The following is a 26,517-nucleotide window of genomic DNA, read 5'->3' as shown; positions in this document are numbered from 1 at the left end:
GAAGTGAACACAGTGACGTTCTTCTGCAAACGGCTAATAAAGGCCCAGCCAAAAGGAATACAAAGTAGTACGTAAACAGCGATCAAGATTGTTTTCCCCTTTCCTAAAGTGAAGTTTTCATAAACTCAGTACATGCTCTCCACTTTATAATCAGTCACGATCCAGCTCTTGGAATCCGACTGTTTAATCGTTGCTTTTACTGTGCCGATATAAGAAAAGTTTGAAGCATCCGACCAAGCAGTTTGAGGTTGATAGCGAATGGCTTTAGCCTGCAAATTGTTTGGGTCTTCATTATTAAAGAAGCCATAGTCGTTCAGGTCCTGATATACGCCAATTTCACCCGTCAATGTGCCGTCCTGATTATCCAATAACCGTTGTACTTGAGAGAATAGGTTAGAATCCGTATATACCCATCTGTACGCATCCCATCGATAGAATCCGTCTTTATATTTGTAACCGGAAATGGACTTGTGATTAATTTGAATGCCAAAGAATTGTTCGATAACTTCAGCAACCAAGTCTTGATGCATGATCAACTCATTGTCGTTTTTCGGATCGAAACTATAGCTGTTGTCTTGACCAAATTTTAGATTCCGCTCAATTGCAAATCGAATGAGTTCATCCGCACTGTACGAACTGATCGCACTATCCTTGATATAAGGGGAAGTACCGAAGTTCACTGCACTGAATTCACTGAAATATTGGTTGAATTCAATCTGTTGCTCCAAACTTAGCGTTGGCCAAGTATCTGTAGGCGTATCCGATGATTTCTCCGTTACAGGCGCAGACTCTCTCTCTTCGACCGATGGCAATAACGAATCGGCGAGTGTAGATTGTAAGGTTGCCTGTATAGAGACGATTTTTCCGTTGGAGCTGCGAACTTCTACGATACAATCGTTTAATGTATTGGGCGCTGAGTATTTAAACGTACTGACGGTCACTCCATCCGCTTCTTCTGTTGTAGAAATCGGGGTGCCAAGCGCCGCGGCGGCCTGTTCCGCAGTATCTCCGACACGCTGACCACCGATATTAAAGAATCGTCCGTCTGTGATCGTGATCTCGCGAATTTGACCGTTCGCGGTATCGCTTTTGACCCAGTTGGCCTTATTGGCTTGTCCAAAGTAGTACGTGTTTTCTGCATTACCAGTAATCGTAGATGTCACGCCTAACTCTCCCATAAGTTGCTCCGGCTTGATATTTCCAATGTAGTTGGCAAGGTCTACCGCATTCGACTCGTCGCTATTTGTGTAGTGGACATAACGGACACCGACGATGCGGTCGGACTCGGTGAGCAAGTTCAGAATGGTGTCTTCCTGCATATCATGATACATACGAGAGCGCTGTCCTTCCGGGGAGACCAGATCCAGATTCGGTGCTCGAAAAACATCGGGATTTTCTTTGGTGTAGTCATTAAAATTCATACCTAAGGTCATTCCGAGGATGCTGTATTTCTTATTGCTTTTAGCTCCGTCCTCGGCATAAGTCAGAGAAATCTCCGATACCAAGTTTCCATTGCCAAACAGTGTAACCCCGAACGGATACATGTAATAGAAGCCGTCCTCATCGTCTCGAACGATCCATGATTTATCCGGTTTGCCGAGCTTGGCAATAGCGCTTTCCTTACTTTCTCCGGATAAGTCTGATAATTCGAGTGGTTTTGGATTCGAGGAAGCAAGAGCCCCGATGATGACAACAACTCCGATAAGGACTAAAAGCCACAGCCACCACCTCTTAAATAACGATTTTTTGCGAACTGTCTCTGTCTGATTCGTAATTTCAATAGACAAATATGACTTCTCCCTTCTGGAATTCTAGTACAGGATAAAACTGAATTCCCCAAGATTCTCCATTAAGTATATGAAATTCGACATCTTTTATCAATGTCTATAGACGCTATTAAATATAGTTTCTATAGTGCGTTGTTACTATGTGTTAGACCATCTATCGTTTGATATATAAGGCAGGAAGATAGGTGGTTGTGTGAGTAATATTGCGGTTTTGGTTGGTGAAAAGATCAGAGCTTTACGACAGAGCAGAGGACTAAGCCAGGAAAAACTCGCTTTTAAATCCGGGTTAAACACTTCCTATTTGGGACAAGTAGAGCGCGGTGAAAAGAGCCCGACTATTGTGACTTTAGATAAAATTGCAACAGCGCTGGATACGAGACTGGATGAATTGTTCCACTTCGATCATGGCACCGCTATCGAGGCGGAGCCATCTTATGCGGATAAAATCCTCTTTGAACTGCGTGGAAGAACGGAAGAAGAGAAGAAGGCTGTTTATGAGTTCGTGAAGCAGGTTCTTTGGTTTCGAGACAAAAAATAAGAGGGGAGACGTTCCTACGTTCCCCCGCGTTTCTGGTGACCATCATCTAGCATGATGTCCTGGTTATAATATATATACCAAAATACACAAATTTCGGTACGGACTTAATACTCTTCTGCCAGTAACATGGTGCAATGCGTGCGGTCGTCGATGACGAAGATTTTGCAGGTAAAGATGCTTTTTGTGCAGATGGCGTATGATTGGCTGTAATCCGATTGTGCTTGGGAGTGGACGATTTTTTGCTTCCACTTGCCGGCTTCATAAACGCCTTCTAATTGAAAAACTTGTAGATCATCCTTGTGCGGGACTACCATTGTTTCGATCATGTACCACAGTATGTTTTGCAAGTAAACGGGAATCCGGGATCGAATGCCTGGCGTACAGTATTTGTCTCCGGTAAACATGGTCATCATCTCCCTGAACATAAATACACAAATAAACGGCCGGATGAGATGTCCGACCGTTTATTTAATTTGCGCACTCGCCGCGCTCCTTTTTTCGATCAACTTCTTTTGAAGAATGCTTAACAATTGCTGATCGGTAGCTTGCTCTTGTTGCTTCTTTGCATACCACTCATCCAGTCCATCCAAGCTCCCGGCTAACTCTTGCCATGCTGCTTTGATTTTTTGTTGGATGGCAGAAGACTTGTTCTTGAGTTTGTCGGTTAACTCGGATTTGCGTGATGTACGGTTGTTAGATAAAGAAGGAGAAGTGGCAACAGGAGCATTCACCCAGCATTTTTCTTGATAATACTGCTGATAATGATCGGGCAAGAGAATGGTCTGCTGTTGCTTGTTCCATCGAATTAACCCTTTGTACAGATCGCTGGCCACGCCAATGCGGCTGGCACACTTTTTCATCCCGTCCGTGATTGCGCTCTTAGTGGCATCTCCTTCGTTCATACCCGTTTTTATTTGCTCACTGCCAACATCGATAAACGTAATCCATTCTTGCAAGTCGGCATTAAAGAAGCTGAACTGGACATAAATCTTGACACGCGGATTTTTCCCGTTCGGGTCTTGGACGATTTTTTCGGTATGTTGCAATCCTTCATACTTCCAGTAGCCAACACCCAGCACTTGATTCAATCGTTCCGTAACCGATTGACCCGAAATGTAGCAATGATCGCCGAATGAATCGTATTGGTATTCTGCGAAGGGGAAGGGGGCATTCAGTTGTTCGAATAAGGTTCCCGCTCTAGTCGTCATTCGACTTACCCGCCTTTTTGATGCTGAATTGTCGGTAGTGGGTCATCTTCGAGCATGCTTCAAAGATATCGGGGTGCATATCTTTCAGGATCTTGCTGTCCACGCCGGTTCGGTTGCGATTTTGCCATTTCACAATATACTCATCGGTTGTCCCTGTGGCGTGCTCTCCGAGCAGCGATTTGAACCGATTTTCAATTTCGGTAATTGCTACTTCCAACTGGCGCTGTTGTTGTTTGTAATCAAGATATGTACCGATTCGTCCAGCTTCGCCTTCAGGAAGGATGATACTGCCGGTTGCTTCCGGATACAGACGGTTCAACAACTTGACGCAAGCTTCCGAGCCGTCAACCGGCGGGCAGCTTCTTGCCAGTACATAATGGTGCCAGAAGTCTCCGGCAAGACGTGCAAGTTGGGAAATCATATTGTCATCACGCATCACTTCGTACTCACGGTATTTATTCCCTCCGATGAGCGCAGCGAAATACCCCCATTCCAACCCGGTGACATACATGTACCATTGGAGTTGTACGTAATAATAATCTGGAATGTTGTCATTGTCCCATTCGTGGCGGAGAAACTCGCTGGCAAAAATACCGCGACCGCGTCGTGGGCATATCAGCATACGATCCAGATTGCCGAGCGCCCATCGCTGTTCAGGGTGGCAATAGATGACCGGCTTCTCGGTAATCGCCCATTCGGGATGTTCGCTGGCGAACTTGTCCGCGATCAGGGGTTCAAGCCGTGTCCCCCATTCTGCGGCCTCGCTGAATGACTCTTCCGGAGCTTCGCCCAGCTTTTCCAGATAAACATGAATAGGTGTTCGCCATTTGGATAACCCGCAAATGGCTGCAATATCTGAGCCGCCGATTCCGCCGCGGCGATAGTTTAGCCATTGAGCATGCGATAATCGGTTGGTCTCGACTAAAATGTCTGCATGAAATTTAAGTGCTGTAGCCATCGATTTTATATTTACCTCCAAATAAAAGGATACGCGGATTAATGTGTGAGAGACATTAACCCGCGCTCTGTTAGGCTGATATAACGCTGATCGCCGATAATGACATGATCCAGTACATCGATACCGATGATCGTACCGGCGGACATTAGCCTTTTCGTGATTTCGACATCTTCCGGACTTGGTTCGGGATTACCGCTCGGATGGTTGTGCACACAAATGATCGAAGCACTGCAACGTTTAATGGCTTGGCGGAATACTTCTCTTGGATGAACGATGCAAGCGTTAAGACTCCCAAGGGCAATTAATTCCTTAGCGATGATCACGTTCTTGGTATTCAGGAATAGACAGATGAAGTGTTCTCTTTTTGCATAACGAAGTTCCGGTTCTACAAGCCTGTATACATCGGCGGGAGAGCAGATTTTATAGGAAGGGAGTTTGGGAGGCATTAAGGAACGAGCAAGCGACAGCGCGGCTACAATTTGTCGGGCCTTAATATTTCCTACGCCTTTGATCGATGCAGTCAGTTCCTGTTCAGTAGCTTCGATCAAATCCTCGGTCCTTGGGAACACAGAAAATAACTGCTCCATAATATAGCTGCCAGGTTTTTCGCAAAGCGAGTCCGCCAGCAGCCGTCTGAATTCGTATGGTATTTGTTCCGACATTCTCAACCTCCACATTAGGCCGAAGCCAAGATCAGTTCATGAGCTTTATCAATCAGCGGATTGCCTTCCATCGTTCGAAGGAACAGGTTTTCCTTGAAGGAAGCTGTATCTCGAAGCGGCTTGGCATGAGTGGCAAAATCCGACACGGCATTGATAAAACGATACCCGTTTTTCCCGACCTCCTTCAGATCAGGAGCATCGAAATATCTTGCTTGAAAATCGTCGCGCAACTGCTGGACATTCCTTTCTTGCACTTTCGTTGCATTATCCGGCAAAGGCAGTAGGAACTCCATGTACTCCTTGACTTTGTGATCGGGGATTTTGATGCGATTCATCCGCTCAACTTCCGCTCCAAGTCTGTCCATGTACAATTCGGCATAAAGCAATGTCTTCCGTGCTTCATCCAGTTTCGCCGGGATGTCTCCGGCATGAATGGTTGTCCAAATTCGCTTGGCATTTTGAAGAGCCAAATTCAAGGTGTTTTGGCAAACGACACGAACCGGCGTCATCGCCACCTTGATGCTTCCGCTGCCGTCATGGCTGTTGGAGAACACCAAGTAAGGGCTGATGCGATCTCCAGCAATGATGTAGTTTTCCGGCGGGCGAGCAAGCAGCCATACTTTCCTGCCGTTTTGCAAGCTTCCGGCAGTCTCGAAGCGAACTCCTTCACCAAGCAATTCATCAGTAAAAGCAAACGCCTGATGGTTCTGGACGATCTTGTATCTGTCCGAAACAACGCCGAGCAACCGTTGATCGGTTGCTCGGATGTTCGCTTTGTAGCCGGGGATTTCGGCATAATCCTCGGTTTGGATGGATTTCTGGATAACCTCCCAATCGAGTTCGGCGGCATGTAGAGCTTCTTCTGAACTGAGTGCGTGTTCGACCCGATTTCCGAGTCCGTGCCATGGGGCTTGTCTTACGTAGAACATGGTTTCGATGTTGGCTGGCATTTGAATCATCTCCTATTAATTTGATTTATAAAACAGCATGTTTAGATGCATTTTATTTAAAAAGACATGAAAGTCGAACGAGTGGTTACTTTCTACTCAGCTTCATGTCTGTATTATTGTAATAATATAGATTTGATTTGTGGCGCTATACGCGCTACAAGAGTTATTGACATTATTTTAGGTGCCGATATCCTGCTAATCGAATAAAGGAATGGCCTTCAATTCTGCGACAACCTAAATGAAGGATTAGAACAAACGTTGTGTTAATGCAACAATTTCCTAATAATCCCTATAAAGGATGCCGACTTCTTTTTTCTATGTGTAAATTTCCTCTAGAATTTCGCAGGATATATCTGTAAATTGTCGAACTAATGTATATTTAGCAGATAACTGACTAACTACAACGGAGGAATAACCATGCAATCTCCTTTTATTTCAAGGGTGAAGATCAAAAATTATCGGAATTTTGAAATGGTGGATGTCAAACTAAAAGAGAAGCAAGTCGTTGTTGGGGAGAACAACGTAGGGAAAACTAATTTTTTAAGAGCAATTCAGTTAATTCTCGATCCTCAATTGAGCGATCAAGACCGTTACCTAGAGGAGACTGATTTCTATAATGCCATAGTATCTCCGATGGAGAATGGGGAAATCGTCGAAATTGTAATTGAAATTGAACACATTAAGCATAATAAGAATCTTTTATGTCAATTAAGTGATGCCACCATATCGGTAAATCCGGATACAATTCGGTTGACATATCGTTATTTTCCTAGATTTAAGGAAGATGGATCAGTTGAAGGCTATGATTATAAAATATTTAAAGGAGATAATGAGGATAATGAATTCACGCACACGGATCGTAAATATTTGAACTTAAAAGTCATTAAGCCTGTGCGTGATGTGGAGGCTGAGATTAAGAGCGGAAGAAAATCTCCGCTTGTTTCCCTGCTTAAAGGATATAGCATTGATAAAACCGCTCTTGAAACAATTGCCACCAGCATGAAGGTACAGAACGATCAGATCCTTGCGTTAGGTGAGCTTCAGGATCTCGAGAGAAGGATAAACGAGAGGTTTAAGAAGTTCATTGACGTTTCACCAGATGCTATTAACTTGGGGACTAACGAAGTAAACGCGAGTCGAATTCTCTATGCATTAAAGTTGCTTCTTGGAGGACGCTCTACAGGAGATACGAGTCTAGGATTAACCAATATTTTATACATCACTCTTATTTTATTATCAATTGAAGACCGCACAATACCGGCGTTCTTAAATCAGGAGTTATATTCAAAGCTTCAAGCTTATGACAAGAAGAATATTTTGGCTAACGCATATGTACCTGATTCGTTAGGGAATAGGGTTCTTAAAGTAGTATTGACTTCTTCAGTTGAGAAGGATCTGTACGAGTTTATGGATATTAACAACCCTATTGACGAAGGAACGACAATATTAGCTATTGAAGAACCAGAGGCACATCTACACCCGGCAATTCAACGTACAATTTACAAAGATGTTTTCAGTAGGTCGACAACTTCTGTTCTAATGACGACCCATTCTACGCATATTGCTGCAATCACTCCGCTTCAATCAGTGTTACATCTCTATAGGGAAGGCAAGGGGAAAACGAAAGCTTGCTCGAGTGCATCACTTGTTTTCACGCCAGAAGAATATAATGACCTGGCCAGATATATAGATGCAAAACGTGGGGAAATATACTTTGGTCAAGGAGTATTATTAGTCGAAGGTATAACAGAAGAATACCTCATTCCGAAGTTTGCAGAGCTTATGGGGCAGCCGTTGGATTATAAAGGTATCATTGTATGTAATATTAATTCTACGAATTTCAAGCCATATATTAAGTTGCTAAGAGCTTTGGAGATTCCATTTGCAGTTGTTACGGATGGAGATTATTATGAGATCGTCGATGGGAAGAGGAAGTACCATATCCCTACTAGTTCATCTGCAGGGTACGGGTATTTAGGTCTTGAGATAATAGAGAATGCGATTGTTGATCTTGGAATGATGAAGCCCAATACAATTCCAAAGGATATTGATAAAAGAGATCAATTGTTCCGTGAAAGTGGTTTCTTCATCGGACGTTATACGTCTGAAGTAGATATTATGGATGAATGTCATGGAGATATTCAAAGTAGCGAGGATATTTGTAAAGTATTTAACGAGCTGACATCAGGCGGGGATACGCAAAAGGAAAACTTCAAGAAAAATTTAGAGGCATCTGAATATTGGAAATGTCTTTCTCAGATCGAATCACCTCATAGCCGAATTGGTAAAGGCAGATTTGCACAGCGTCTGGCATTATACTGTAAAGAGGAGCATATTCCGGAATATATTAGAGAGGCAATCGAATTTATATGTAAGAAAGTAGATGTATAAAAATGAGGAAATATGAGAAGAAACTTCTACAGATTAAGGAAGATAATCAGCAGTATGAAGCTTTCCAATCCAGTGATAATACTGTTGTGCTTGCCGGACCCGGGAGCGGGAAAACAACAGTACTGACTATGAAAATAGTGAACCTCCTCATGGAGATAAAGGAACCAAGGGGACTTGCCTGCGTTACTTTCAGTAATGAAGCGGCAAAAGAATTCAAAAAACGTTTAAGGGAACTAGGTGTGAGAGAAAGAAATAATGTATTTCTGGGAACAGTCCATTCTTTTTGTATTGCAGAGGTACTCATTCCCTTCGCAAAATTATACCCGCATTATGGAATTCCATTACCACTCAGAATCATATCAAATAAAAAGAAAAATATTCTTTTTCAACAAGTCAGAGCAGAGCTCGGCATACAAGAAAGAGATCTAAGCTCAACAGAAATGGACAGTGAACGAAGTTCGAGTTTAAGTGGACAATCTAAGGTTAACATAGCGACATACGATTTGGCTGCTAAAGCTGCCGTGTTATACGAAGAGAAGTTGATGAAAATGGGGGTTGTGGATTTTATTTCGATCGTAAAATTTGCAACTCAGTTTATTCAGAATGAAGAATATGTTCGAAATTGCTTAGAAGCAAAATTCCCTTGGATACTGATTGATGAATATCAAGACCTTGGAAGACCTTTACATGAAATGATTCTTGCATTAATGAAAGGAACGAAGAGTCATTTTTTTTCAGTTGGTGATCCGGACCAATCGATTTATGGCTTTAACGGCGCTGTTCCCGATTATCTACTGGAGCTATATGCATTACCTAATATGAGATCTATTAAACTAGAGACAAATTATAGGAGCAATCAGGATATCATTAATGCCTCTGAAATCGCGCTAAATTCACCAGTGAAAAGAAACTATCAAGCTGGAACAAGAATAAATGAGAAAGCGCGATTTGATTTTCATGTTTGTGAAGGTGAAATACATGAACAATATGAACATGTGGTAAATTGGGTTATTCCCAATTGTCTTGAGTCAGGCATCCCACGTGAAGAGATTGCGGTTCTTGTGGCAGGGAAAGCTGAATTAAAAGGATTAAGTGAGCTTTTTGATGAAAAAGGGATTCCTTACTATTTAGTCAAGCACGAGTTTGAACGTACTCAAGTGGTCATGTGGCTTGAAAACTGTTCATTATGGCTTTCAAATTCTCAAGAAGTTAGCTTTGAATCTTTATTTTTGTTTTGGAAAAGTTTATTGATTAAACATGATATTGATATCTCTGGGAAGAGGATCATGGTTGAAAAAAGAAAGCTTTATGATTTATTAAAGACAAGTGAAGCCAAGAGTGAAAACTTATGTGAATGGATTGAGTGTCTGTTGGATAAATCAGGATTGAAACAACTGCTAGATAAATCAGATACTTATCCCGATGAGGTTGATAATCTAGAGAATTTACTAAACGTGGCCAGAGAAGGTAAGTTTACTTCATTTTCCATTCGTGACTTTGGTCAACTAGGCAAGCCAAGTAAACAAGTAACAATTAGCACACGTCACTCATCAAAAGGTTTAGAATTTGAAGCCGTAATACTCTTAGGTCTTGAAGAGGGATACTTCCCTAGTTTTCGAAGCACAACTCAAAGAAAAATCGAAGAGGAACATCGGATTCTTTTTGTATGTGTAAGTAGAGCGAAAAGTCGTTGCTATTTAGTGAGATCGAAGATTCGAAACGGTCGTTGGAAACAGCCATCAATATTTTGGAAAGCACTCTTTGATTGGGATACACAACGACCTTGATATTAGGTGATAGTTAAAGGAGATTGAGATGGCATTCGAGTATCGCGAATATCCAGAATGGTCTTGGTCACAAACAAGGGACACTATTTTTCAAGAATGTCAGAGAAAATATTATTATCAGTATTATGCTTCGCATAACGGATGGTTGAGAGATTCGCCTGAAGAAGCAAAATCTGCTTATCGGCTGAAGCAACTCGCCAATCTTTATATTCTGTTTGGAGATGCGCTGCATCAGCTTCTAGAACGGGTACTGAAAGAAAGTTTGAAGTTAAACAAGCTTACTGTTAATGTCAGCATTCTTGAACAGCAATTACGAAATTATCTTAATCGTGCCTTCACGGATTCCCGGAACATGTCACAATGGCTGCAAGCACCGAAGAAGTCAATGATGCTTCATGAGATGTATTATGAAGGTAGACTGCCTCAAAACCGTGTAATCAAGGTGAATGAAAGAATTAAGCAGTGTGTGGAAAATCTACGCAATTGCCGAAGTTTACAGGATCTTTTATTGAAAGACAACAGGATTGTTGAAGTAGAGCAGTTGAACACATTTCAAGTGGAAGATACTCCTGTCTTTGTGAAGCTGGATGTACTATATCATTTACAATCGGAAGACCGTTGGGTCATTGTCGATTGGAAGACAGGACTAGAGGATGAAGAAAACGAAGAGCAACTATTGCTGTATGCCTTATTCCTGAATAATAAATATCAGGTTCCGATTGATAAGGCCGAGATTAGGCTGGAATATCTTTTAACAGGTCAGTACAAATCTTATCAGGTAGATGGAAGTAAAGTAGACCGGGTCACTGAACGAGTTAAACAAAGTGTTTCACAAATGCAGCTTTTGCTTGAAGACGCGAAAAGAAACAAACCCTATCCTCAAGATAGATTCCCGACTTCACCAGCAAAGATGAAATGTCGTGGCTGTAACTTCCGGGATTTATGCACAGATAAGTTGGTTTAGCACTTCGGATTTTCTCCAGCTTCAGTCACAAACTACCGAAATGTGAGCTTTTGTCTAACCCCTCCCCAATAAATAACCAACGTTTCTTAAATTAGAAGCGGTGGTTATTTTGTTTAATATTGAAAAATGATTGACTAGGCAGGAACTGAAATGAGAATTGTCGAAATAGGTAGAAAATTAAAGAGTTGGACTTGAATTCCTTTACAATAAATACTTGATAAGCGAAGGGGGAGCAGAGATGTTTCATTTTGAGTCTGATTCAAGTGAATATCAAAATTATTTTTTTGATGCGATACGTTTACTTGCCAGAGGTCTATGTGAAATAGATGATGGACGAGAAAACGGGAACCTGGCCGGTCTACCAGCCTCATGGAGGATTGCTTCTGGTCGGCTGCAACTGATCTCTTTAGCCAATCATTTGACAGTTCGTTTTCCTTTAACACTTGATGAGCAGATAAACTGGTGGTCACTGCCGTTAAATAAATGGCAGTTTCCTCAATGTGAAAAATGGTTTTCATACGAGGAAGATGAATCACCGCCTATATTATACGATAAGCAGTTAGGAATCACCGATTATTGTGTCAATATTGCGCAAGAAGGCGATGATCCAATTTATGAACAGGATACGAGGGCATTTATGGCCTTAAGAAACAAATTGAAGTTGGCGGGGAAAGAATCGGTCTACCGAGAAGTTCGTAGATTTCTTATTGAACACAGCACGCTTGATCCGAACGTGAGTCTCTCTATAGACAACAATAATGAAGAACTGCTGAATTACGAAGGTGAACTTCGATCATTCTATGAGGCAGTTCCCTCTTACTATGCCATAAACGGAATTATTAATCTTTGTCCAAGATGCGGTTGGACATTAAAAAAGACGAAGGAAGGCCGCTTTGAATGCGATACAGAGAAGTGTCGGAAGCTTATCGGTGAATTTGAGACCAAAAAGAAACATATTCAAAGTCGGAAGCTTATGAGAGTAAAGAGGGGGATCCGTCGTTATATTGTCGATCCTGGGTTAACGGAGATGTCACTTTACCGCACAATAGTAAAACGATATCTAAAAACGAATCTTAAGGTGGAATTGTATCCCGAGTTTGACAAATTTGATTTGAGGATTCAATTTGAAGATGGAGAAGTGTGGGTTTTTGATTTGAAGGATTGGTCTTGCTCAGCCAGCTTAGCACAGGCGTCTCCTCATTTTTTAGATCCACATTCATGGAAGAAGGCTTTTCTTGTATTTCCTGACTACAAATCGGATGCATATTTTGATAGATTTATGTACCTGTACAAGCCGAAAGCTCAAAAAGGTGTACAGGTTAAAAGTGTTGCTCAAACACTGAAGGCGATTGATAAGAAAATAAAGCTGTTGAGAGCTGGTGGACAATGAGGGTCTCCTTATCAATTACTGCGAAAGACCAGTTGAAGGCGGTAGCTTCAATCTTAAAAACCGACCTGCGAGATGAAAGGGTAGAAGCGATTGTTTCTATTGAATTAGCTGTTTACGGAATGCGAAAGCTTTTACCTGTCCAATTACATACAACTGAGCAGCTTCCTTATTTGTTTACCGGAACCTTTTATCCTTATTTGAAGGAACGGAATGAAGATTATCAATTGGCTTGGCAAAACCTTCAGATTCTTCTTCCTAAATTCAAGGCAAAACGATACATTAATGAAACATTACGATGTTATCTATCTGAGCCACTGAGATATCTTCATGTTGCTATCGACGATTATGGAGTGTTTTATTGGCAACCACCCAAACAAGGGGAGAGCCGCGCAGATGCATATGAACGTATACTGAGTTCCACACTTGCTCACAAGCCAAATTTACAAACCTTTGTGATCTCGGAGAAAAAGATTTCTTATTACGATGAATTTAATCGTATTACTGTCTCAACCAAGCTACCCGAATATTTAATTGATAAGAAAGTATCGTTAATAGAAAGTTCTTTGAAAAGATCGAAGCGATTGGAGATCTCAAAGGAAGAGCTTATGAAGTCGGCCAAAGAAATGGACGTGTTAGATCAGAAAAAAGGTGTGTCGTCTGATTGGCAGGGTCGAATTCAAAACCTTCAATTTTCTGAGTGGTCTGAATCTCGATTGATGAAATCCGAGAACTTGATTATAAATGGTACCCAGCATTGGCTAGGCACATTATCGGCAGGCAAAACAACCATAATGGATGTAATAGCCTATCATGTCGCGAAACACAGAAACGGTAAAACAGTGCTTGTGGTTGGCGATGTTACGGCAGTATTGGAAAAAGTAGACATGTTCCATAAAATGGACATTAAATGTGTTCCCATTATAAGCGCCAATGAACGAAAAAAACATGTCGAACAATATTTTTATTCCTTACAAAAAGAATTTGAAAGTTTAGATGAATTAAAAAGACCTGCCATGCGTTATCTCACTGATGTATGTCTTGTTCAGAGCCTCCAAGATATGAATACAACAGCAAGACCACCATGTTTTCATATGGAACAAGGGGGAGTAAAGAAACTATGTCCTTATTTCCATCAATGTGAATATCATCATGCTTTTCATGACTTGCCTGATGCAGATGTGATTGTTTCTACGATTCAAGGACTGGTATTAAGTTCTTTGCCACCAGCAATCAGTGAAAGCACTATGAGGATGTTGGAATATGTTCTAAGACAAACGGACCTAATTTTGGTAGATGAGGCTGATCGTGTTCAATCTCAACTTGATGATATGTTTGCGCCTACAGAAGACATCGCTGGTACGGAGGGAAGCTGGCTTGAGAATATACATGATAAGATTAATAATTATTTAAGAAAAGATAAAACATGTCTACAGAAGCCTCATGTAAGTGAATGGATAAGAGCTGTACACAATGCAATGGGGGCAACAATTCATATCTACGGGCAATTACATCAGGAGAAAAGTATTTTTGATTTTGTTGGGAAACAATTTTTCACGGGATATAAACTCATTAAGCAGTTTTTAGCAGAGATATTTGATTTCGAAGACTTTATAGAAGAAGCAAAGGAGAAAACGGAGTTTTATCACGAATTGCATGATAGATTTCAAAAATTGATTCAAAATGTCAGATCTAATGAAGAGTTTGGAGATTTGGTGGAATTTGAGGAGTCCCCTTCTCTGTATTTTGCCTACCACGCTATACTTGATCAAAATGCAGATATGTATCTGGAGCTCTTTCTAAAGCAGTTAGCAGTTGAGTATTTATTCCCGAAAGATCACCTGCAGAGATTACAAAATAAACTGAAATTTGCGCTTTCAGTTTTGTATCTAGAGAATCGTTTATTTTATCTAATTCATAACTTTGAAGGAGTACAAGCTGATTTGGGCGAAGCACTCGCAAATCAAAGTAACTTATATTCTATTTTTAAAGGAGTACCTCGAGATTACGATGGCATTGTGCCTACAGCTCCGACAGGGATATGGCTTGGTTTTCAATACGTGAGTGATGAAAAGGCCCATGCAAAAAATGGGGCATTCAAGTTAATGAGATACATTGGAGTAGGACGTCATGTTTTAACCAATCTGAGCTCGCTATTCTCAAAACTAGATGGATGCAATGGTGCAGATGCAGTTTTATTAAGTGGTACAAGCTATCTTCCTGGCTCACCTAAATATCATGTGGATGTGCCTGTTTCCTATATTGTGGAACGTAAAAATGATCAGATACCGCGGATCGCACAGACATTTACACCAGCGTATACCCGAAATAATGAACCATTAAAAATTTCCGGAAAAAAGGGCGAATCGCGCTTTGAAACACTAAGGATGCTGGCTCGGAGAACCCTCACAAAGGAAGTTTTGGAAAATGAGTTGAAAAGATGCCCAACTGGAAGAGAACGAATTTTGCTGGTTGTCGGATCCTACGTCGAAGCATGGCATGTAGCGAACGAATTAAGAAAGAATGCTGATGATTCCAATCAGATTTATCACTTGGTGAAGGAAAATGCCGTGAATGAGGAAGGGGCATGGCCGCGGCAAAAAGTATCCTTGTTTGCAAAATCTGGGGGCAACATTCTGGTTGCTCCTTTGATGGCGCTAGAAAGAGGCCATAACATTTTAACGGAGAATGATGGCAGAAAAGTTGCTGCCTTTTCTACTGCTTTATTTCTGGTACGACCATTTCCTAGACCTTATGATACTTCACGCGTTGTTAATCGAATTAATGAGTTTGCTCTTAAAGCTTACAAGCAATCGACAGAACATGAAGATTTAAAAGGGCAAGTGGATCATATTCGCAAAACTGCCTATATCATTCAGAAAGATGTAATTCGCGGAAATAAAGGTTTTCAATCTATGGATGAGGATGAAAAAAGGCATTTAATTCTTGATTTGTTCGTTAATATTTGGCAACTAATTGGACGTTTAATTCGCGGTGGTGTTGATGCCAGAATACTATATGTGGATGCTAGTTTCGCTCCGAAGAGTGCTATAAAAGAAGCAGACAGTAGTGAAACCAGCCTACTTCTGGCCATGAAAGACGAGTTTGTGAGAAAGGCTGATTCCGACATAGACTCTCCAATTATAAAAGTACTATTTGACGCGATGATTAACGGTTTGGATAATCTGGAGGGAGTAATTCAGAATGACAAAAAAGAAGACGGGTACGAAAACTACGCCTAAATATACTGGCGATCACGCTTATCTTCATATGATCCCACTGGAACAGGATGCGTATAATATTGAAGGATTTGCTTTGTTTTTTCCAGTCAGGCTTCGAGATCGGATCAAGGTTGAGAACGACAAGCGTATGCAAAAAATGCCCTTAGTTTCACTTCATGAATCTATGTTTAGTTTATTATCGGATTTATTGTTTATTAATAATCGAATTGATTGGAATATAAACGAACCGTGGTTGTTTGCAGAGCACCCAATTGATCTGGGGCACATCCGTAAGCTAATATCGGCGTGGTTTGGTTTGACATTCAAAGCTGAGTTGGAGTCCGAGCATCTTGAGGGTATGGAGTGGACTCCGGAATTGCGGCAATTTAAATATACAGTTGATGAAAAGAATAGAGTGAAATTTGATGATCGTTTTGTTTTTCATTATTTACCCAAGTTTCTGGCAAACCGACTCAGAGGAAAATATGCGATAGAGTCCTTGGAGCAAACGATTGACTTTATTCCCGTACAAAATGAAAGATTTGGACAATTGGTGAGCTGGCCCCCACTTGAGAAAAACGACTTTAAATTCTCATACAGAATTAATTTAAGTGTTCAAACCATTCCTTTTGTGCCTAAACCATACCTGTATATTCATGTAGAAACATTAAGATGGGTGACTAATGAAAAGATTTATCCTAATAGTAAAAGATTTCATGTCTATTTAAAGGAACAGTTTCCTTGGGCGATTGGAGACTCTCCATCCGGGTTTACATTAATTGAAGCATCAAGAAATGATGAGGGATGGTACTGGGGAAATCGAATCGGAGCTATTTTGAAGAAAACAGGGTTTAATTCGTTACTTCCGTTATGTGCGGAGTGGATGGACGATTCGCTTCGCTATTTAGAAGCAGCGGAAACATCTTGCATATTAGCGGTGCCTCACAGCACCCATTTAAAAAATAAAACTCTTATGGAAGCTGGAGCAGGCATGCCTGAGAGGTATGGATTCGCCCAAAGTATTGCCGATAATCTTGAAAATGTATTACAAAAAGTACAAAAAGTGCGTTCAACTGTAAACGTAAGGAAAAAAGAATCGGATTTTTTGTTTCCTGAAGAAATTGATTTTGAAATTTACTACGAAAATGAAGCCTGGCTCGATTTAACTAAAGAGAGTTTACTCGGGGAACTGGAGCACTGCCAGAGTAATATCAACATAATACCCATCCGAAGCAATCTGGATATAAACATTATAAAGGCTAAAGAAGTTAACAAAGCGATAGCGCTTAAAGAGCATTTGCCTAAGTTAATGAATGAATTCTTACCGATAAAACGATTCACAGCATGTTTATTCGAGTTGCCGTCTAAAGATCAATTTAACGATCAACTATTAGATCCTAAGCAATTGTTGCGCTACGCATTTGCCCGCTCCAATCGCCTTGTTCAATTTATCAATCAATTGTCTGATGATCCTTCAAAGAACAGTGCTCATCGATTTAGCAGAGCTGCTCAAGATTTGTTAAGACAATTGGGAATGGTTGGGGCTAGAATATCAGGTTTAGTAACACAAGATACAGCATATATCGGAATTTATAATATTGATAAGCGAAAAAATATGATGAGAAACCAGACGTTGGATTATCCGATTATGTGTTTAATTGAACGTGGTGAAATTTACTTGACGGCTCCAGGACTAGAATGGTTACCTTACCGCGAGGCTTTAATTGTTCTGGGGCAGAAGTCCTTGGAAATTCATCGGCTTTCACTCCAGCCAGACAAAAGCAAAAGCTTCATTGCGCAGACCATCCAGAATTTAAAGTCAAATAAAGTGGTTATATTCGCCCATGCGCAGAACATTCGGGGGACTATCCCCTGGTTTAACAACGGCCAGATTAGTACTTCGGATTTTCATTTCAGTGGAGAGTCGTTTTTATCAACTAAGGAAATTTCTGTAATACGATTTAGGGACGAGTCGGGATACGAAGCTCCTGAGTGGTCTTTGATAGGTTATAAAACGATTGGGCGTGTAAAGCAACATGAACATGTAGAGGTGTGGCCTCAGGCAACAAACACAAATCTTTATAAGTTAAATGACTTTATTTATTTCAGTGTTGCTAAAAAACCAAGCTCAGTTCAAGCAGCTGCTGGACTGACTAAGCTCGATAATCCTTACCAATATAATCGCAAAGAAACGGCATTAGAGATTGTAGTCCCTGTGTGTGGTTCTTCGCAAACGCAGGAGCAGTTGGCTATTTTAGCACATCAGCTTAGAAAAGGGACAAGTTATCAGTATAATGATGATACTTTATTTCCTTTACCGCTTCACATGGCGATCAAGGCCAAGGAATATGCGTTGACTTTGGAAAGTATGTGATACGTGAGAGTCATGTGTTAAGCAAAAAGTAAAATTATCAAGGAGGAGTAACAATTATGCTTCGATATGAGGTAATTGAAAAGTGCTTAGAAAATCTTAATATGGCAAATGGAATAATTAATAATCAAAACATAAACCAGATAGTGAAAACCATGACTCAACCATTAATTAATAGAATTAATTACATACAGGAAATTTGCTCTGTTGAAAAGTATAATTTGTGTTTCATCGGAAAAGTTGGAGTTGGTAAGTCTACTGCAATTACTAATTTATTAGGTCTTGTTGATAAGAGGAAGATTGAAATTGGTTATAAACTTATTGATATTCCGTTATTAAAAACTGCCGAAGGAAGAACGACACTTTGTGAAACAATAATTTACTTTACTAGTAACAGTAAAACAAAAATCGAAATTCAGGAATTAGAGTATAGTGAATTTTCGGAGTTGGTAGATGATTTTTGCTCAGCACTATTCAATAAATTTAATAGCGATAACGAAGAAAAATTAGAATCTTCGCTCGAAGATCATCGAGCAATTAGAAATATGTCGGGGGTTCCTCTAAAAGATAAAGAAAAACAAATCCAGTATGTCTTTGATGTGCTAAAAGAAGAATATAATGAAGAGGATGGTAAATCACAAGTTAAAAGGGCTATCTTGAAAAGAATTAATTATTCTAGCAGAACGAAAAAAACATTCATATTTGATGGGGTGAATGCTATTGAGGACTGGATAAAGAGTACTATTGAAAAAGTAAATGATGGTGAAATGGAAGGAGCACCGTATCCCTCTAAAATGTTGCTTTCAATTAGCGACCAAGACATCGAAGTGAATATTCCTGATTTTATCGCTTCTGTCAGAGATACAAGAGGAATTGATGGGGAAGGTGTACGTGAGGACGTAATAGAAATTTGTAAGGATATAAATAATATTTGTATTATGTGTGACGAGATTAAAAACTTTGGTAATATTGCAAGTGAGGGATTTCTCAAAAATCAATTTATATTAAAAAACAAAGATCTAAAGTATAGAAATTTTGTTATGGGTCTAGAGCAAGGTGCACAATTATCAAAAGCCAATGGAGCTGTTGGTCGTGAAAATGGTAAAGATAAGAAAAAAGAAGAAGCCATAAATAACTGGAGAAATATTTGTTTAGATGAGGAAAATGTATTTTTTTATAACTCCTTCTTTGGTATAAAGTATGAAAGTGATGAACAAGAAATAATAAGTGTTGATTTTTCAAAATATGAAAATGAGAGAAAATCTATTCTTAAAATTATTGATAACAAGCTGAGCAGAATGTATGAAGAATATAGTCGGGAATTGGGAGAAATAAGCCGTCAATTAAATATATTTCATAATAATCAAATTGAAGACTCACATAAAGACAAGTTAATAAAAATTAGCAATACTGTTAGATCGTGCTTTAATGATCTTGAAAAGAATTATGAGTTGTTCTTTGAAAGTTTGAATAAACAAGTAAGAACTGAATTTAGTGCAGGGGTAATTCGTGCTTCGGTAAATAGAAAAGGGATTTATGATAATTATGATATTTATGTCCAAGCAAAAAATATATCATATGAGGAATTTGATAGTACATGTAAAGCCCCTTTATATCATATTGATAAAGAAATCAATACAATGCTCGATAATAAGGAGATCATGGACGCAGCATTACTTATGGCAATAAAATATGAAACTGATGATTTATTTAAGAAATATAGAGAAAAAAATTCAGGTGACTATTATACTTTATTAAAGGAAAATATTTATAATGAAGATATCTGCTGGTTGGAACTTAGAGGGTATTGGGGTAATAAAATGCAGGGCATTAAATATAGGGATAGAGTCGCTGATAGTCTTTTAAATGTCATTAAGGATAAAAAAGTACTACAATCAATAATCGAGAAAGAGAATACGTATAACTTCTTTAAGAGCGTGTATAGTTTTATGGGGACTGTCGTCAATAAAAATTTGTAATGATAAATGCTAATTTTCCTTCACCGTCTCGACAAATATGCTAACTACTGTTTCGTGATTGTCCGACCACCATTTGAGCACGAACTCATCGTAAACTTTATGCTTGTTCGACATAATGAAGAGTTTTTTGGAGAATGGACAATAAAATTATATAAAACCAGCCTTGAATCATGGGCGGCATGATGTAACCATTAAAGCTGAGCATTGAAGTCTAACGGCTACTCGAAACAAGATTAAAGTTTTCTAGTTGGGGACGCGTGTTATTGCGTCCCCGCCGCTTTGATTCGTTCATGTCGAAATAAAGTGCAAATTCACATTTGGGAATTATTATACTTCTGCTTAGTACGCCTAAACGAGCCTAAGATTTCATTGGGAAGGCTGGTTCTTCTCGCCTAAACAATCTACCAGAACCGAATTAAGTTTGGTCTTTTACATGCTGATTTTTCTCTTCCTTCGTTACCACCAAATATTTGTACAAAGTTCCGTGATCAGGTTTGGCATTAGTTGATTTAAGCATCTTCACATGTGCATTGAGTTCAGTCTTAAGTGCTTTCAGACAGGCATCAAGAAAATCACTTTCTCTTGAATCTAATTGAGCAGCTGAACCTTCATAGATATCCATCTGCCATTGCTTTCGTTCTTTGTTTGTATGCCAGGCAGGCTTGCCATGAATCTTCTTCATGGTCTGTTGTTAATGCATAATTGAGGTGATACAAATAGTAATTCTCCGTTATCTCGAAGCCAAATATTTCGGCGTCCCTCAGTTTTAGCAAGATAAATCATTCCTTTTCTTGATTTTTTGATGAATATTGGATTGATAAACACCATATCACTTTCGTGACGAAAAGTGTATGGGGAGTTCGAATAAACAGAACTGCAATACCTGCCGTAAAACTGCCGCAAAAATTCGTGATAAGGGCAAGTAAAGAAATAGAGTACATAGACAACTGACTGCAAGAACAATGATTCTATGCGGTATTAAGCGGCTATAACAGATGCCGCGGCAACGGGGTCGCTTCCCGCATACGGTGCATGTGAAGGTCGTTTGTGACTTAGTTTATAAAGGTTCTGAGTGAGTGTAGATGGCTGTTGGAGACGAAATGGGGACGCGGTGCAATTAACGTCCCCATAACAGTGCTGATACATTTCATTCGCTGAAGATCAGAAGAACAGATTTTTTCTAAGCTCTATTGCTATTTTTCTTGCCCGGTGTGATAGACGATGTTGTTGCTTTCGCATTTCAGTAATTCTCTGGTTGCTTCGTCAGTAGCTTTAATCACTTTAATTAAAGCGATTAAAGCTACTTCGTCAACGTGCTGAACATTATCTTCCGTTCGAGCATTTAAGATTTTGAGAAGGACGTATTGATCAGGGGAGAGCTCCGGACCTTTTGCCATTGCATAGTAATACGACCCTACGATAGTGGCAATATCTGTTCCGTAGCTAACAGTTTTTTAACAACTTCAATCGCCTCTTTGTGTTCCCCTACCACTTCTCCTTCTTCTCTTGAACCAGTTAGTATGGGAAATTCAAATTTTCGGTATTTTTTACATATTCCATACAAACACTGCACTTCTGTATCTTAACGATCCTTAGTCTCACAGAACATGGGCTTATTCATTTGTAAATCCCCGGTTCGATCTAACACGCTTTCACAATAACATTTGGATGTAACAGAAACCCACTAGCCTAATTTTATTCAATGCGACTGTAAACGCTCAACTTCTTCTTGAGAGAGTCCAGAAATATCAGCAATTGCAGCGATATCTGTGCCTTTAGCTAGCAGCTTTTTGGCTACTTCGGTCGCTTTTTTGTATTCCCCTCTTGCTTCTCCTTCTTCTCTTGCGCCAGCCAGCATGGAAGCTTCATCGTGTAGAAATTTTTGCCGCATTTCATACAAGCGCCGAGTTTCCGCATCTTGACTTAAAAACTCCAAGGTATCCATAGCTTTACGCAACACGGGCTCATTCATCGTCAATACCTCCCAGTTTGATTTACTAACGCCTTTCAAAAACAATAGCCAATTCACCAATCCGCCCTTTATAGGAATAATTTGCTCATCCAGTTTGGAAAGTTCAATCATATGGATTTCTATATCGTTACTCAATGGGATGCCGCTGTGGTCTTCCCTCAAATGAAATACACTATGGTAAAGATTATTCGGTAGAAAGGAGTAGTTGAGAATATTGATGGTTACGCACTTCTTTAACTGGCGGTACCTCTGGCCTTCTTCCAATTGTCCTGAATACTGTTTACTCCAGTAGAAAAGTGTCCGTTTCTCGATATCATATTGATTAAAAAGCTGCATCTCAATATTGATCAGTTCACCGGTTGTTGTTTTGGCTCGAATGTCAAAAATGGATTGCTTGTCGCGCGGCGCATCTTTATCAGTGTAGGGATTTATTAGGAGAATTTCTGTCAGTGGCGGTTCACCGGCTTCGATAAAGGTAGTGTTTAGGAATGCTAGCAATACGTCTTTGTTTTCGTCACTTCCGAATATTCGCTTAAAGACAAAATCATTCTTGGGATCAAGAAGGTCATTCAATTGAATCAACTCCAATCCGTACTTATTAATATTATAGCATGGTTCTTGTTCAAGTTGCATAATCAGCATATCTTGGTAAGGAGTGGAAAAATTGCTTCATAGGGAAACTCTGTCCATCGTAAAAGGTACAGCATTTTCAGCAAGGATTCATCCATTAGAAAATGCTTTTACCCTTGGTCACTTTACACAGCTACCGAAGGTAACTTCCATTATATTCATGGTGTAATTCAGCTAGCGCAGCTCCGGCGGATACTTGAAGGAGGGAGTTAATTTATCCCAGTTATGCCGCCACAACTTGACAATGAGCTGATATTTATCTCTCCATGTTTCTTTGAACCGTTCCGTCTCCAACTGAACGGCCTCTTCGGTGGGTGCTTTGTAAAGTGGTTTCAGGTCGCTGGCTATCTGTTTGACGTCCTTGTAGGACACTCAGTAGAATGAGCTATAGCTCCTATAGAGTAGAGACAAGGAAGAGTGAACAATAAGTTATAGTGACGTAGCGACTAAGCAAGGTGATGGAATGAGGTTCTTGATTTGATACTGGGAATTGGAAAAATTATCTTTCCGAGGCCGCTGTCTATGATACAATAGTGACAAGTTAAGCAGACAGGAGAGCGGTCGATGGATGTCGAGGAGCTGAAGAACAGACTCGCCAATCTGACGATTTGGAAAAGGAATGGCCAACGCGCGCCGCATAAGCCACTGCTTGTGTTGTATGCGCTCGCGCAGCTGCAGCGGGAGCAGGCGATGCTGCCGTATAAGGAGGTCAAGCCGAAGTTAACCAAGTTGCTTGCGGAATTTGGACCGCCGCGAGCGGCTAGTCCCGAGCAGCCGTTCGTGCGGTTGACGGGCGATGGCATTTGGCACTTGAGCCAGGATGTAGATAAGAGACAGTTTACGGAGAAGCAATTGCTCATGAACAAAATCGAGGGAGGTTTTCAGCCCGAGGTATTGAGCCTGCTGCAACACAACACGGTGTTGATAGCCGAAGTGGCGGAGCAGATCTTGCAGCAGCATTTCGCCGAGACGATGCATGCGGATATTCTGGAAGAAATCGGGCTTGAGCTGGCACCGAGAGCCAAAATACCGCGCGACCCGCACTTTCGTGAACGCATTCTGCGAGCTTACGAGTATAGCTGCGCAATTTGTGGATTCAATGTGCGTCTCGGAAGCAATCTCGTGGCAGTTGATGCGGCGCATATTCGGTGGCATCAGTCTGGAGGACCGGACGTGGAAGATAACGGCATCGCCTTATGCTCACTGCACCATAAGTTGTTTGATCGCGGTGTATTCACGATTACGGAGGAGCATCAGATGCTTGTATCCGAGGAGGCCTATGGGAACAACGGCTTCGAGGAATGGCTGATGCGGTACCACGGCAGCAAACTCCGCCGGCCGATTCATCCAGACTACAAACCAAGAGAGCGTCACATTCAGTGGCATTTCAAGGAGGTATTCCGGTCACCGGCAAGGACGACAGCGAAGTTTCAATTCTAACTGCGAAAAGGGAAGCAACAGGCCGAGAAATCGGTTCGTGGCTTCCTTTTTTATTCTTTCTTGAAGGGGGGCTTATTTTGGTCCCTCTTTGTAATCGATGATTGGCTTGATCACGGAAGAGATCAGCTTAATTTTCTCCGGGGAACAGCCCTCGAGCATGGTTATGATTTCGTGACGTAAGTAATCCTCGCTTGCATGGTTAGCACCGCCGATCATGTATTCGGGCGATTCTTCGAGCACCATGCAGATTTGGGAAAGCCGATCGAGATTAATTGGCGTTTTACCGCGTTCGATTTTACTTACATATACGTTTGAAACGCTTAGGGACTCGGCTAATTGTTCCTGAGTGAAGCCTTTATTTTCTCTTGCCTTGCGTATGCGTTTGCCTATGATGGAATAATCAAAGCTCATCAATATATCACCCAATTCGACTATAGCAATCGACAAATAAATACAACATATCCCAAATTTTAAATTGAACCTATAGGTTAATGGTGTTAAGATATTAAAAATGGGATATAGGCCCAAATATTTATATATATTGGGTTTTCAGAACTATGCTGCTTCTGCAGGAGGGCACAAAATGAATGCTTTTGTCACTTATTTGGATCAATTCAATGTGCTTTCGCCAAATCACGCCAAAATTTATGACGAGTACACCAATCCAGCGGACGCCTATACCATTCGTATTTCGACGAAGATTGAAAGTTTTCTCCGGGAGCTGTTCGCGCAAGCTCCACGGAGTGTAATAATGACAGGTAATGCGGGCGACGGGAAAACAAGGTTGTGCAGGACCGTGTATGAGCATCTGACCACAGAGAAGCTGGCGGAATGGCCTGAGGAGGGCATTGTGGAAGTGCCTTTCCTGCATGGTCGAATTCGGATCGTCAAGGATTTGTCCGAGCTCACGGAGCTCGTCATTTTGCGTGAATTGACGCAGCTGCAGCAGCAGATTGAATGCAGGCACAGCGATAACCTTTTCTATTTAATCGCAGCCAATGAGGGCAAACTGACGAAGTTTTTGTCACAGCATCCGTCCTTGCAAATGCTGTACAAGCAGGTTGAACAGCGGTTTATGGATCACGAAACCAACGATACACAATTTCATCTGGTGAACCTGCAGGACGTAACATCTTCCATATACGCAGAGCGGATTATGCAAGAGTGGAACAAAGAGGAATACTGGCAAGCTTGCCAAATGTGCAGCAAGCAGAAGCGCTGTATCATCGCGCTCAATCATCGCAAGCTGGCCCAAGAGCAGGTAAAGCGCAATTTGGTTGAGCAGTATCGGCTTGTGGATTGTTTGGGTATCCATGTGACGATGCGTGAGATTCTAATTCATCTCAGTTATGTTATCACAGGCGGATTAACGTGCAGTGATATACAGAATGCCGATCGCGATGAGGTTCAGCGGCAGGCGGGGCTGGCGTATTACGATAACTTTTATGGTGTGCAAATGCCGGATATCAGCAGTGGTGAGATGGGGGCAGTACGCCATTTCCGACAGCTTGATCCTGGACAGGTATCAATCTCATCGTTGGATGATTTCCTCCTGAACGGGGATCTAAGCGAAGAGAAGCAGGTGGCCGACAGCCATGCGAGGATTTTTGATGATGAGATTGATCTACTGCAAGGGTACTATCGCAAAATCATCGAGTTGTATCGAACGCACAATCCGAATATTGAGCCGGAGCGCATCTTCGAGAACATGCCGAAATTTAGGCGCAAGTATTATTTTGAATACGATGAGGGGCTTAGAGGGACACGGCAGGCGCTACTGCCGTATCAGCATTTCTCGAGGTTCATCCACTGCCTGATGAGTCGACAAGAGCAGATGAATGTCCGTCGGGAACTAGTTCAGGGATTGAATAATACATTTGCCAAGAAGCTAGTTAGTCGTTCGGAAAGAAGCCTATATGCCGTGAGTGAGAATCTGCTCATTCATCAGGATTTCGCTCAGAGTCAGTTAAAGCTTAGTGTGGACCAAGTGCGCGAGGACATTGATTATGCACCCTCCCGCCTAATGCTGACGATTGAGGACATTCGTTTTGAAATCAAGCTGCCCGTATTTGAATATTTGCTACGGGTCGCCAGTGGGGGCTTGTTCATCACTCTGAAGCAGGAAGTGGATATTCTGCTGAATACGTTCAAGAATGATCTTATCAGCCAAAGTGAACTGAATGACTGCAGCCTGCAAATATTGGCGATGGATCATCGAAGGGGTGTCTATGTGCCGCATCAAATCGAAATTTAACACGGGGGTTCAAGCCGA

At 41.0% G+C, this 26,517-nt stretch carries 21 protein-coding genes; 10 read left to right on the top strand and 11 right to left on the bottom strand.

Annotation, left to right across the window (positions count from 1 at the left end; translation table 11 throughout):
• Positions 1 to 125 precede the first annotated feature (125 nt).
• Positions 126 to 1,787: a hypothetical protein gene (locus EYB31_RS06555; protein ID WP_131012476.1), complete on the bottom strand. Its 1,662-nt coding sequence runs from the start codon at positions 1,785 to 1,787 to the stop codon at positions 126 to 128.
• A 193-nt stretch (positions 1,788 to 1,980) separates the two neighbouring features.
• Between EYB31_RS06555 and EYB31_RS06550 the strand changes: the two genes are divergently transcribed.
• Positions 1,981 to 2,325 carry a helix-turn-helix domain-containing protein gene (locus EYB31_RS06550; RefSeq protein ID WP_165452259.1) on the top strand — a complete coding sequence of 115 codons (345 nt, stop codon included), beginning with the start codon at positions 1,981 to 1,983 and terminating at the stop codon, positions 2,323 to 2,325.
• A gap of 104 nt (positions 2,326 to 2,429) precedes the next feature.
• Here the strand turns inward: EYB31_RS06550 and EYB31_RS06545 are convergent, their stop codons facing one another.
• Genes EYB31_RS06545 through EYB31_RS06525 form a run of 5 tightly spaced genes read right to left on the bottom strand, consistent with a single transcriptional unit; the run spans position 2,430 to position 6,103 of the window.
• On the bottom strand, positions 2,430 to 2,729 hold the full coding sequence (locus EYB31_RS06545) for a DUF960 family protein (protein ID WP_165452258.1): 300 nt from the start codon (positions 2,727 to 2,729) through the stop codon (positions 2,430 to 2,432).
• Positions 2,730 to 2,789: 60 nt separating this feature from the next.
• Positions 2,790 to 3,533 (bottom strand): Rad52/Rad22 family DNA repair protein, encoded by a 744-nt coding sequence (locus EYB31_RS06540; RefSeq protein WP_131012473.1) that lies wholly within the window; start codon positions 3,531 to 3,533, stop codon positions 2,790 to 2,792.
• Positions 3,523 to 4,491: a YqaJ viral recombinase family nuclease gene (locus EYB31_RS06535; protein ID WP_131012472.1), complete on the bottom strand. Its 969-nt coding sequence runs from the start codon at positions 4,489 to 4,491 to the stop codon at positions 3,523 to 3,525. The genes EYB31_RS06540 and EYB31_RS06535 overlap by 11 nt, the downstream gene beginning before the upstream one ends.
• 38 nt (positions 4,492 to 4,529) lie before the next feature.
• Positions 4,530 to 5,153, bottom strand: coding sequence for a RadC family protein (radC, locus tag EYB31_RS06530; protein WP_131012471.1), 624 nt, complete (start codon positions 5,151 to 5,153; stop codon positions 4,530 to 4,532).
• 14 nt (positions 5,154 to 5,167) lie between these two features.
• Complete coding sequence (locus EYB31_RS06525) at positions 5,168 to 6,103, bottom strand: DUF932 domain-containing protein (protein ID WP_131012470.1); 936 nt, start codon at positions 6,101 to 6,103, stop codon at positions 5,168 to 5,170.
• 417 nt (positions 6,104 to 6,520) lie between these two features.
• On the opposite strand from EYB31_RS06525, the gene EYB31_RS06520 reads away from it, so the two are divergent.
• The 7 genes from EYB31_RS06520 to EYB31_RS06490 all read left to right on the top strand — a co-directional run bounded on the left by EYB31_RS06520 (position 6,521) and on the right by EYB31_RS06490 (position 20,203).
• The gene (locus EYB31_RS06520; RefSeq protein WP_131012469.1) at positions 6,521 to 8,494 is read left to right on the top strand and encodes an ATP-dependent nuclease; all 1,974 of its coding nucleotides are present in this window, start codon (positions 6,521 to 6,523) and stop codon (positions 8,492 to 8,494) included.
• A gap of 2 nt (positions 8,495 to 8,496) precedes the next feature.
• Positions 8,497 to 10,281, top strand: a complete 1,785-nt coding sequence (locus EYB31_RS06515; RefSeq protein ID WP_131012468.1) for an ATP-dependent helicase — start codon at positions 8,497 to 8,499, stop codon at positions 10,279 to 10,281.
• A 28-nt stretch (positions 10,282 to 10,309) separates the two neighbouring features.
• Entirely contained in the window at positions 10,310 to 11,245 is a 936-nt protein-coding gene (locus EYB31_RS06510) for a PD-(D/E)XK nuclease family protein (protein WP_131012467.1), read from the top strand.
• A 238-nt stretch (positions 11,246 to 11,483) separates the two neighbouring features.
• A complete protein-coding gene (locus tag EYB31_RS06505) occupies positions 11,484 to 12,635 on the top strand; it encodes a restriction endonuclease-related protein (protein WP_131012466.1) in 1,152 nt (383 codons plus the stop codon).
• Positions 12,636 to 12,667: 32 nt separating this feature from the next.
• On the top strand, positions 12,668 to 15,874 hold the full coding sequence (locus tag EYB31_RS06500) for a pPIWI_RE_Z domain-containing protein (protein WP_131012465.1): 3,207 nt from the start codon (positions 12,668 to 12,670) through the stop codon (positions 15,872 to 15,874).
• Positions 15,837 to 18,227: a pPIWI_RE module domain-containing protein gene (locus EYB31_RS06495; protein WP_131012464.1), complete on the top strand. Its 2,391-nt coding sequence runs from the start codon at positions 15,837 to 15,839 to the stop codon at positions 18,225 to 18,227. Before EYB31_RS06500 ends, EYB31_RS06495 begins: the two co-directional genes overlap by 38 nt.
• Positions 18,228 to 18,283: 56 nt before the next feature.
• Positions 18,284 to 20,203 carry a hypothetical protein gene (locus tag EYB31_RS06490; RefSeq protein WP_131012463.1) on the top strand — a complete coding sequence of 640 codons (1,920 nt, stop codon included), beginning with the start codon at positions 18,284 to 18,286 and terminating at the stop codon, positions 20,201 to 20,203.
• Between the two features lie 415 nt (positions 20,204 to 20,618).
• On the opposite strand, the gene EYB31_RS06485 is transcribed toward EYB31_RS06490, so the two are convergent.
• From EYB31_RS06485 to EYB31_RS06470, 4 genes are all read right to left on the bottom strand, one after another.
• Entirely contained in the window at positions 20,619 to 20,885 is a 267-nt protein-coding gene (locus tag EYB31_RS06485) for a hypothetical protein (protein ID WP_131012462.1), read from the bottom strand.
• Between the two features lie 511 nt (positions 20,886 to 21,396).
• Positions 21,397 to 21,600: a hypothetical protein gene (locus EYB31_RS06480; protein ID WP_131012461.1), complete on the bottom strand. Its 204-nt coding sequence runs from the start codon at positions 21,598 to 21,600 to the stop codon at positions 21,397 to 21,399.
• Positions 21,601 to 21,902: 302 nt separating this feature from the next.
• Positions 21,903 to 22,748, bottom strand: coding sequence for an Rpn family recombination-promoting nuclease/putative transposase (locus tag EYB31_RS06475; protein ID WP_131012507.1), 846 nt, complete (start codon positions 22,746 to 22,748; stop codon positions 21,903 to 21,905).
• Positions 22,749 to 22,979: 231 nt separating this feature from the next.
• Complete coding sequence (locus tag EYB31_RS06470) at positions 22,980 to 23,177, bottom strand: transposase (protein ID WP_131012460.1); 198 nt, start codon at positions 23,175 to 23,177, stop codon at positions 22,980 to 22,982.
• Between the two features lie 192 nt (positions 23,178 to 23,369).
• Between EYB31_RS06470 and EYB31_RS06465 the strand changes: the two genes are divergently transcribed.
• Positions 23,370 to 24,245, top strand: a complete 876-nt coding sequence (locus tag EYB31_RS06465) for a phosphorothioated DNA-binding restriction endonuclease (protein ID WP_131012459.1) — start codon at positions 23,370 to 23,372, stop codon at positions 24,243 to 24,245.
• Positions 24,246 to 24,317: 72 nt separating this feature from the next.
• Here EYB31_RS06465 and EYB31_RS06460 read toward each other — a convergent pair whose 3' ends face one another.
• Positions 24,318 to 24,656 (bottom strand): helix-turn-helix domain-containing protein, encoded by a 339-nt coding sequence (locus EYB31_RS06460; protein WP_131012458.1) that lies wholly within the window; start codon positions 24,654 to 24,656, stop codon positions 24,318 to 24,320.
• Between the two features lie 172 nt (positions 24,657 to 24,828).
• On the opposite strand from EYB31_RS06460, the gene EYB31_RS06455 reads away from it, so the two are divergent.
• Complete coding sequence (locus EYB31_RS06455) at positions 24,829 to 26,499, top strand: hypothetical protein (protein WP_131012457.1); 1,671 nt, start codon at positions 24,829 to 24,831, stop codon at positions 26,497 to 26,499.
• Positions 26,500 to 26,517 lie beyond the last annotated feature (18 nt).

It is taken from the genome of Paenibacillus thalictri, from assembly GCF_004307995.1.
In the GTDB taxonomy this organism is placed as follows: domain Bacteria; phylum Bacillota; class Bacilli; order Paenibacillales; family NBRC-103111; genus Paenibacillus_AF; species Paenibacillus_AF thalictri.
This window is presented reverse-complemented; position numbering and strand designations above follow the sequence as displayed.

Coding starts and splice junctions, on each gene's coding strand:
- EYB31_RS06545 (WP_165452258.1), bottom strand. CDS start 2,729: ATGTTTACCGGAGACAAATACTGTACGCCAGGCATTCGATCCCGGATT.
- EYB31_RS06540 (WP_131012473.1), bottom strand. CDS start 3,533: ATGACGACTAGAGCGGGAACCTTATTCGAACAACTGAATGCCCCCTTC.
- EYB31_RS06535 (WP_131012472.1), bottom strand. CDS start 4,491: ATGGCTACAGCACTTAAATTTCATGCAGACATTTTAGTCGAGACCAAC.
- radC (WP_131012471.1), bottom strand. CDS start 5,153: ATGTCGGAACAAATACCATACGAATTCAGACGGCTGCTGGCGGACTCG.
- EYB31_RS06525 (WP_131012470.1), bottom strand. CDS start 6,103: ATGCCAGCCAACATCGAAACCATGTTCTACGTAAGACAAGCCCCATGG.
- EYB31_RS06520 (WP_131012469.1), top strand. CDS start 6,521: ATGCAATCTCCTTTTATTTCAAGGGTGAAGATCAAAAATTATCGGAAT.
- EYB31_RS06515 (WP_131012468.1), top strand. CDS start 8,497: ATGAGGAAATATGAGAAGAAACTTCTACAGATTAAGGAAGATAATCAG.
- EYB31_RS06510 (WP_131012467.1), top strand. CDS start 10,310: ATGGCATTCGAGTATCGCGAATATCCAGAATGGTCTTGGTCACAAACA.
- EYB31_RS06505 (WP_131012466.1), top strand. CDS start 11,484: ATGTTTCATTTTGAGTCTGATTCAAGTGAATATCAAAATTATTTTTTT.
- EYB31_RS06495 (WP_131012464.1), top strand. CDS start 15,837: ATGACAAAAAAGAAGACGGGTACGAAAACTACGCCTAAATATACTGGC.
- EYB31_RS06490 (WP_131012463.1), top strand. CDS start 18,284: ATGCTTCGATATGAGGTAATTGAAAAGTGCTTAGAAAATCTTAATATG.
- EYB31_RS06485 (WP_131012462.1), bottom strand. CDS start 20,885: ATGAAGAAGATTCATGGCAAGCCTGCCTGGCATACAAACAAAGAACGA.
- EYB31_RS06480 (WP_131012461.1), bottom strand. CDS start 21,600: ATGGCAAAAGGTCCGGAGCTCTCCCCTGATCAATACGTCCTTCTCAAA.
- EYB31_RS06465 (WP_131012459.1), top strand. CDS start 23,370: ATGGATGTCGAGGAGCTGAAGAACAGACTCGCCAATCTGACGATTTGG.
- EYB31_RS06460 (WP_131012458.1), bottom strand. CDS start 24,656: ATGAGCTTTGATTATTCCATCATAGGCAAACGCATACGCAAGGCAAGA.
- EYB31_RS06455 (WP_131012457.1), top strand. CDS start 24,829: ATGAATGCTTTTGTCACTTATTTGGATCAATTCAATGTGCTTTCGCCA.